Source organism: Janthinobacterium sp. GW823-FHT06H09, from assembly GCF_058794735.1.
On the sequence record NZ_JBXAHC010000028.1, the window covers coordinates 21759 to 28726 of the forward strand.

6 protein-coding genes are annotated in these 6968 nt (G+C 63.2%); all 6 read left to right on the plus strand.

Annotation, left to right across the window (positions count from 1 at the left end):
• Nucleotides 1–116: 116 nt before the first annotated feature.
• Complete coding sequence (locus AC1Q6X_RS27325; protein ID WP_070218115.1) at nt 117–1250, plus strand: ABC transporter permease; 1134 nt, start codon at nt 117–119, stop codon at nt 1248–1250.
• A gap of 3 nt (nt 1251–1253) precedes the next feature.
• Nucleotides 1254–2039: an ATP-binding cassette domain-containing protein gene (locus AC1Q6X_RS27330; protein WP_121669170.1), complete on the plus strand. Its 786-nt coding sequence runs from the start codon at nt 1254–1256 to the stop codon at nt 2037–2039.
• An 8-nt stretch (nt 2040–2047) separates the two neighbouring features.
• Nucleotides 2048–3994, plus strand: a complete 1947-nt coding sequence (locus tag AC1Q6X_RS27335; protein WP_492498953.1) for a bifunctional 5-dehydro-2-deoxygluconokinase/5-dehydro-2-deoxyphosphogluconate aldolase — start codon at nt 2048–2050, stop codon at nt 3992–3994.
• The gene (gene iolD / locus AC1Q6X_RS27340) at nt 3991–5832 is read left to right on the plus strand and encodes a 3D-(3,5/4)-trihydroxycyclohexane-1,2-dione acylhydrolase (decyclizing) (RefSeq protein WP_492498954.1); all 1842 of its coding nucleotides are present in this window, start codon (nt 3991–3993) and stop codon (nt 5830–5832) included. The genes AC1Q6X_RS27335 and iolD overlap by 4 nt, the downstream gene beginning before the upstream one ends.
• Nucleotide 5833: 1 nt before the next feature.
• A complete protein-coding gene (gene iolE / locus AC1Q6X_RS27345) occupies nt 5834–6748 on the plus strand; it encodes a myo-inosose-2 dehydratase (protein ID WP_492498955.1) in 915 nt (304 codons plus the stop codon).
• A partial coding sequence (locus AC1Q6X_RS27350) for a 5-deoxy-glucuronate isomerase (protein ID WP_492498956.1) occupies nt 6745–6968 on the plus strand: 224 nt, incomplete at its 3' end. The genes iolE and AC1Q6X_RS27350, both read left to right, overlap by 4 nt.

Below are 6968 nucleotides of genomic sequence, written 5' to 3' on the forward strand. Positions count from 1 at the left end.
GGGAGGAACACGCCTGGCGCCAGCGATGCTGGCAGGAAAGTAATCGGAATTGGTAACAAGTATCACTGAAAGGAATTCGTATGACTGCGCTCAAATCCAGCCTGGCTAGCCCCGGCATGAATCCTCCTCCGCCTCCCGGCGCCTCCAGCAAGCCAGTTGCCGCCGCCGACGAGCGCGTGGGCACGACCAGCTGGGTCAAACGGTTTTTCGGCCGCCCCGAGTTCGCCTCGATTTCCGGCGCGGTGCTCGTGTTTGCCTTCTTCGTCATCACGGCCGGCGATTCCGGCATGTTCAACCTCGATGGCGTCGTCAACTGGATGCAAGTGGCGTCCTACCTGGGCATCATCGCCATCGGCGCCTGCCTGTTGATGATCGCCGGTGAATTCGACCTGTCGATCGGCTCCATGATCGGCTTTGCCGGCATGATGATCGCCATCCCGACGATTTATTTCCACTGGCCATTGTGGGCCGCGATCCTGTTCGCCTTCGCCGGTTCCATGGCGCTGGGCTGGCTCAACGGCTATATCGTCATCAAGACGCGCTTGCCATCGTTCATCGTGACCCTGGCATTCCTGTTCATCCTGCGCGGCCTGACCCTGGCCCTGTCGATCATGTTCGCCAACCGCACCATCGTCAGCGGCGTGGGCGACCTGGCGGCGCAAGACTGGCTGGCCAGCCTGCTGTTCCACGGCAACGTCGCCACCGGCCTGTTCCAGTGGATGGGCGCGCATGGCTGGATCGCCGTGCTCGACGACGGCTCGCCGCTGGTGAAAGGCGTGCCGAAAGTCATCGCCTGGTGGCTGGTGCTGGCCGCCGGCGCCGCATTCGTCTTGTCGCGTACCCGTTTCGGCAACTGGATGTTTGCCGTGGGCGGCGACGCCAATGCGGCCAAGAATGTGGGCGTGCCGGTGCGCAAGGTCAAGATTTCCCTGTTCGTCTTCACGGCCTTCTGCGCCTGCCTGTTTGCCACCTTGCAAGTCTGCGACGTGGGTTCGGCCGCCGCCGACCGCGGCATGCAAAAGGAATTCGAAGCCATCATCGCGGCCGTCATCGGCGGCGCCTTGCTGACGGGCGGCTACGGTTCCGTCGTCGGCGCCTGCTTTGGCGCGCTGATCTTCGGCGTGGTGCAGATCGGCATCACTTATACCAACATCAATTCGGATTGGTTCCGCGTATTCCTCGGCGTGATGCTGCTGATCGCGGTGCTGTTCAATAACTTTGTACGCTCACGCGTCACGGAAGCGAGATAAATCATGAGCGAATATATTCTTGCCCTGGAAAATGTCAGCAAGCGCTTCGGCTCCGTGCTGGCCTTGCAAAACATCACCATGCGGTTGCGCGAGGGGGAGGTTCATTGTTTGCTGGGCGACAACGGCGCCGGCAAGTCCACCCTGATCAAGACCCTGGCCGGCGTGCACAAGCCCACCGATGGCCAATACCTGGTCGATGGCAAGCCCGTCGTCTTCAATTCGCCCAGCGAAGCGCTGGACATGGGCGTGGCCACCGTCTACCAGGATCTGGCGCTGGTGCCGCTGTTGTCCGTGGCGCGCAATTTCTTCATGGGCCGCGAGCCGATGAAAAAACTGCTGGGCCTGGTCCCCGTGATGGATATCGATTATGCGGCCGAGACGGCGCGCGACAAGCTGGCCGAGATGGGCATCATGGTGCGCGACCCGCACCAGGCCATCGGCACCATGTCGGGCGGCGAAAAGCAGTGCCTGGCCATCGCCCGCGCCATCCACTTCGGCGCCCGCGTGCTGATCCTCGACGAACCGACGGCCGCCCTGGGCGTCAAGCAATCGTTCAATGTGCTGAAACTGATTTACAAGGCGCGCGAGCGCGGCATTTCCGTGATCTTTATTACGCATAATGTGCACCATGCGTATCCGGTGGGCGACTCGTTCACGTTGTTAAACCGGGGCAAGTCGCTGGGCACCTTTACCAAGGATACGGTGAGCAAGGATGCCTTGCTGGACATGATGGCGGGCGGTGCGGAAATGCAAACGCTGATGAGTGAACTCGACGGTGTCACGATTTAAGGATAGCCATGAATAATTCCACACAATTTGCCCAGGGTAGGGCGCTGGACGTGATCTGCCTGGGCCGCCTGGCGGTGGACCTGTACGCGCAGCAGATCGGCAGTACCCTGGAAGACGCGACGAGCTTTGCCAAATACCTGGGCGGCTCGTCGGCGAACATCGCCTTCGGCACGGCCCGGCTGGGCTTGAAATCGGCCATGCTGTCGAAAGTGGGCGACGACCACATGGGCCGTTTCCTCACCGACACCTTGGCGCAGGAGGGCTGCGACGTCAGCCACGTCGGCATCGACCGCGAGCGGCTCACGGCGCTGGTGATGCTGGGCATCAAGGACAAGAACACCTTCCCGCTGATCTTTTACCGTGAAAATTGCGCCGACATGGCCATCGACGCGTCGTCGGTGGATGCGGCTTTCATTGCGTCGAGCAAAGCGTTATTAATCACCGGCACGCATTTCTCGACTAGCGCCATGCACGCCGTCAGCACGCAGGCTCTGAAATTGGCGCGCGCGAACAACGTGCGCACCGTGCTCGACATCGATTACCGGCCCGTGCTGTGGGGCTTGTCCGGCAAGGCGGACGGCGAAACGCGTTTCGTCTCGAACGAAGGCGTGACCCGCCACTTGCAGGCCATCCTGCCGCAGTTCGACCTGATCGTCGGCACCGAAGAGGAATTCATGATCGCCGGCGGCGGTGCCGACATCATGGCGTCCCTGCGCGCCGTGCGGGCCGCCACCCTGGCCACCCTCGTCGTCAAGCGCGGGCCGCTGGGCAGCGCCGTCATCGACAATGTGGTGCCGGCCAGCCTCGATGACGCGTATAACTACCGCGGCGTGCGCGTCGAAGTGCTCAATGTGCTCGGCGCGGGCGACGCTTTTCTTTCCGGTTTCCTGAAAGGCTGGCTGCGCGGCGAGGATTACGAGGCGTGCTGCCGCTACGCGAACGGCTGCGGCGCCCTCGTCGTGTCGCGCCACGGCTGCGCGCCGGCCATGCCGTCGCCCGTCGAGCTCGACTATTTCCTCGCTAATGCGGCAAAGCTCACGCAGCCGGACCAGGATGCGACCTTGTCGCGCCTGCACCGCACGACGGTGGCGCGCCCGCAGTGGAACGAGCTGTGCGTGTTTGCGTTCGACCACCGCACGCAATTTTTTGAGCTGGCGCAACAAACCGGCGCGCCCGAAGCAGCCATTGCGGCCTTGAAGCAATTGATGGTGCAAGCCGTGGCGCAAACGGAAACGGCCTTGCAACTGGCCGGCAAGACAGGCGTGCTGATCGATGGCCGCTATGGCGTCGACGCACTCAACGATGCGACGGGACGGGGCTGGTGGATAGGCCGTCCCGTGGAATTGCCGGGATCGAATCCGCTGCAATTTGACTGGGGCCGCTCCATCGGCTCGCACCTGCTCAGCTGGCCGAAGGAACACGTGATCAAGTGCCTGGTGCAGCTGCATCCGGACGACGCCGTGGAAAACCGCCTGGAACAGGAAGCGCAGATCAAGGCCCTGTACGATGCGGCGCAAGTGAGCGGTCACGAACTGTTGCTCGAAGTCATACCGTCGGAAGCCTTGCCGCACAGTGAAGACACGGTCTTGCGCGCCGTCAAGCGCCTGTACAACCTCGGCATCTACCCGGAATGGTGGAAGCTGGAAAGCATGTCGGCCCAGCAATGGCAAGCCATCGATGCCCTCGTGCACGAGCGCGATCCATATTGCCGTGGTGTCGTATTACTTGGCTTGAACGCGCCCATCGCCGCCCTGGCCGACAGCTTTGAACAGGCCAGTGCCAGCACCACCTGCCGCGGTTTCATGGTCGGCCGCACCATCTTCCAGGAACCGAGCCGCCGCTGGCTGGCCGGCGAACTCGACGATGCTGGCCTGATCGCCGCCGTGCGCGCCAATTTCGAGCAGCTGATCAGCTTGTGGCAGCGCACGCGCAACCGCCTGGAGCGTGCCGCATGAGCGCGACCATCCATAAAACCATCCGCTTGACCATGGCGCAGGCCCTGGTGCGCTACCTGGCTGCCTTGCGCACCGAGGATGGCCAGCCCTTGTTCGGCGGCGCCTTCGCCATCTTTGGCCACGGCAACGTCGCCGGCATGGGCGAGGCGCTGTACCAGTACAAGGATGTGTTCCCCACTTTCCGCGCGCACAACGAACAGGCGATGGCGCACTCTGCCATCGCCTATGCGAAAGCCCACATGCGCCGGCGCATGATGGCCGTCACCAGCTCCATCGGTCCGGGTGCGACGAATCTGCTCACCGCCGCCGCCTTGGCGCACGTCAACCGCCTGCCCGTCCTGCTCCTGCCCGGCGACGTCTTCGTCTCGCGCGCGCCCGACCCGGTGCTGCAGCAACTGGAAGACGGCACGGATGGCAGCGTGTCGGTCAACGATGCGTTCAAGCCTTTATCGCGCTATTTCGACCGCATCGTCTATCCGGAACAGCTACTGACGGCCTTGCCGCGCGCCATTGCCGCCTTGACGGACCCGGCCGCTTGCGGTCCCGTTACCTTGTCCCTGCCGCAAGACGTGCAGACGATGGCATATGACTATCCGGCCGACTTTTTCGAACCGAGAGTCGTGCGTTTCCGCGCCGTGCCGCCCGTCGAGCAGGAACTGGAAGAGGCCGCGTTGCTATTGAAAAACGCAAAACAGCCGCTGATCGTCGCCGGCGGCGGCGTGCTGTACGGCCAGGCCGGCGCCGCCTTGCAGGCGTTTGCCGAACGCCATGGCATACCCGTGGCGGAGACCCAGGCGGGCAAAAGTGCCTTGCCGTGGGACCATCCTTTGCAGCTGGGCGCCATCGGCGTCACCGGTTCGCCCGCCGCCAACAGCCTGGCGGCGCAGGCCGACGTGGTGCTGGCCGTGGGCACGCGCCTTCAGGATTTCACGACAGGATCGAACTCCCTGTTTGCGCAAGCGCAGCTGCTCAGCCTGAACGTCAACAGTTTTGATGCGCTGAAACGCCGCGGCCTGGGCCTGCAGGCGGACGCGACACTCGGCTTGCAAGGCCTGTCTCGGTTGCTGGGCAGCTGGAATAGCGCGGGCCAGTGGCTGGAGCGCGCGCGGCAGGCAGGGAATGCCTGGCGCGATACCGTGGCGTCCATTACCGGCAAACGCGAGGTGGCCGGCTTGCCGTATGACGGCGAGGTCATCGGTGCCGTGCAGCGTTCCGCAGTCGACTCCACCACCCGCGACATCGTCGTCTGCGCGGCCGGCACCTTGCCGGCCGAACTGCATAAACTGTGGAGAACATCGACGCCGGGCGGCTACCACATGGAATACGGCTATTCGTGCATGGGCTATGAAATCGCCGGCGGCCTGGGCGTCAAGATGGCCAAGCCGGAAGCCGAAGTCATCGTCATGGTGGGCGACGGCAGCTATCTGATGATGAATTCGGAAATCGCCACTTCCGTCATGCTGGACAAAAAGCTCATCATCGTCGTGCTCGACAACCGGGGCTATGGCTGCATCAACCGATTGCAGCAGGCCTGCGGCAATGCCTCGTTCAACAATATGCTGCCCGACCGCGCACCGCGCATCGACTTCGCCCTGCATGCGCAATCCTTGGGCGCGCTGTCCGAACACGTTGCCGACATTGGCGAACTCGAGCAAGCGATGCTGCGCGCCCGGGCAGCTTCCCGCACGTATCTGATCTGCATCGACACGGACGACACGCGCACGACGCAGGAGGGCGGCTGCTGGTGGGAAGTGGCCGTACCGGAAGTGTCGACCCAGCCCGGCGTGCAAGCTGCGCGTGCCCGTTATGAAAACGATCGCTTGAAACAAAGGAATTGAAATGACTACCTGGAATGTACGTATCGGCATCAACCCGATCTCGTGGATGAACGACGATTTACCGAGCCTGGGCGGCGAAACGCCCCTGGAAACGGCGCTGAAGGAAGGCGCCGAGATCGGCTATGTGGGTTTTGAGTTGGGCAACAAGTTTCCCAAGGATGCCCCGTCTCTGAACGCCGTGCTGGGCAAATATGGCCTGGCGTGCGTCTCCGGCTGGTATTCGGGCCGCCTGGCGCACCGCTCGGTGGAAGACGAGATCGCTTCCGTGGCATCGCATTTACGTTTACTTGCCGACAGCGGCGCCACCGTCATGGTGTATGGCGAAGTGGCCGACGCCATCCAGGGCGAAGCGCGCCCGCTGTATAAACGCCCGCGTTTCCAGACGCAGCAGCAATGGCAGGACTACGCCGACAAGTTGACGGCCTTTGCCAAGCATTTGCTGGCGCACGGCGTGCGCCTGGCCTACCACCACCACATGGGCGCCTACGTGGAAACGCCGGCCGACGTGGACCAATTGATGGCCCTGACGGGGCCGGAAGTGGGCTTGTTGTTTGATACGGGTCATATCACGTTTGCCGGTGGCGACGCGTTGGCGGTACTCAATAAACATATCGATCGCATCTGTCACGTGCATTGCAAGGATGTGCGCCCGAACGTGGTGAAACTGGCCCGCAACGGCCACTGGAGTTTTTTGCAGGCCGTCATCAATGGCGCCTTCAGCGTGCCGGGCGACGGCTGCATCGACTTTCCGGCCATCCTCACGCGCCTGTATTTGCATGGCTATGCGGGCTGGCTGGTGGTGGAAGCGGAGCAGGACCCGGCCGTCGCCCCCAGCTACGAATACGCGAAGATGGGCCACGATTACCTGGCGCGCCTGGTCGATGCGATTCCGCGCCTGGGTCGGGAGGCGGCATGAGCCCGCTGCTGGTCAAAGCAGGCAAGGCCGGCGGCAAGATTGTGGAAGTCACGCCGGAATCGGCCGGCTGGACGCACGTGGGCTTTGCCGCGCATCGTCTGGCGGCCGGCGAGGGCTTGACGCTGGAGACGGGCAAGCGCGAGCTGTGCCTCGTCGTGCTGACGGGCACGGTCACGGTGCAGGCGGGCGGGCAGATATGGGAAGGCATCGGCAAGCGCGC

Bases quoted from the DNA above. Each gene is read 5' to 3' on its own strand.
- AC1Q6X_RS27325 (WP_070218115.1), top strand. From the start codon at position 117: ATGAATCCTCCTCCGCCTCCCGGCGCCTCCAGCAAGCCAGTTGCCGCC.
- AC1Q6X_RS27330 (WP_121669170.1), top strand. From the start codon at position 1,254: ATGAGCGAATATATTCTTGCCCTGGAAAATGTCAGCAAGCGCTTCGGC.
- AC1Q6X_RS27335 (WP_492498953.1), top strand. From the start codon at position 2,048: ATGAATAATTCCACACAATTTGCCCAGGGTAGGGCGCTGGACGTGATC.
- iolD (WP_492498954.1), top strand. From the start codon at position 3,991: ATGAGCGCGACCATCCATAAAACCATCCGCTTGACCATGGCGCAGGCC.
- iolE (WP_492498955.1), top strand. From the start codon at position 5,834: ATGACTACCTGGAATGTACGTATCGGCATCAACCCGATCTCGTGGATG.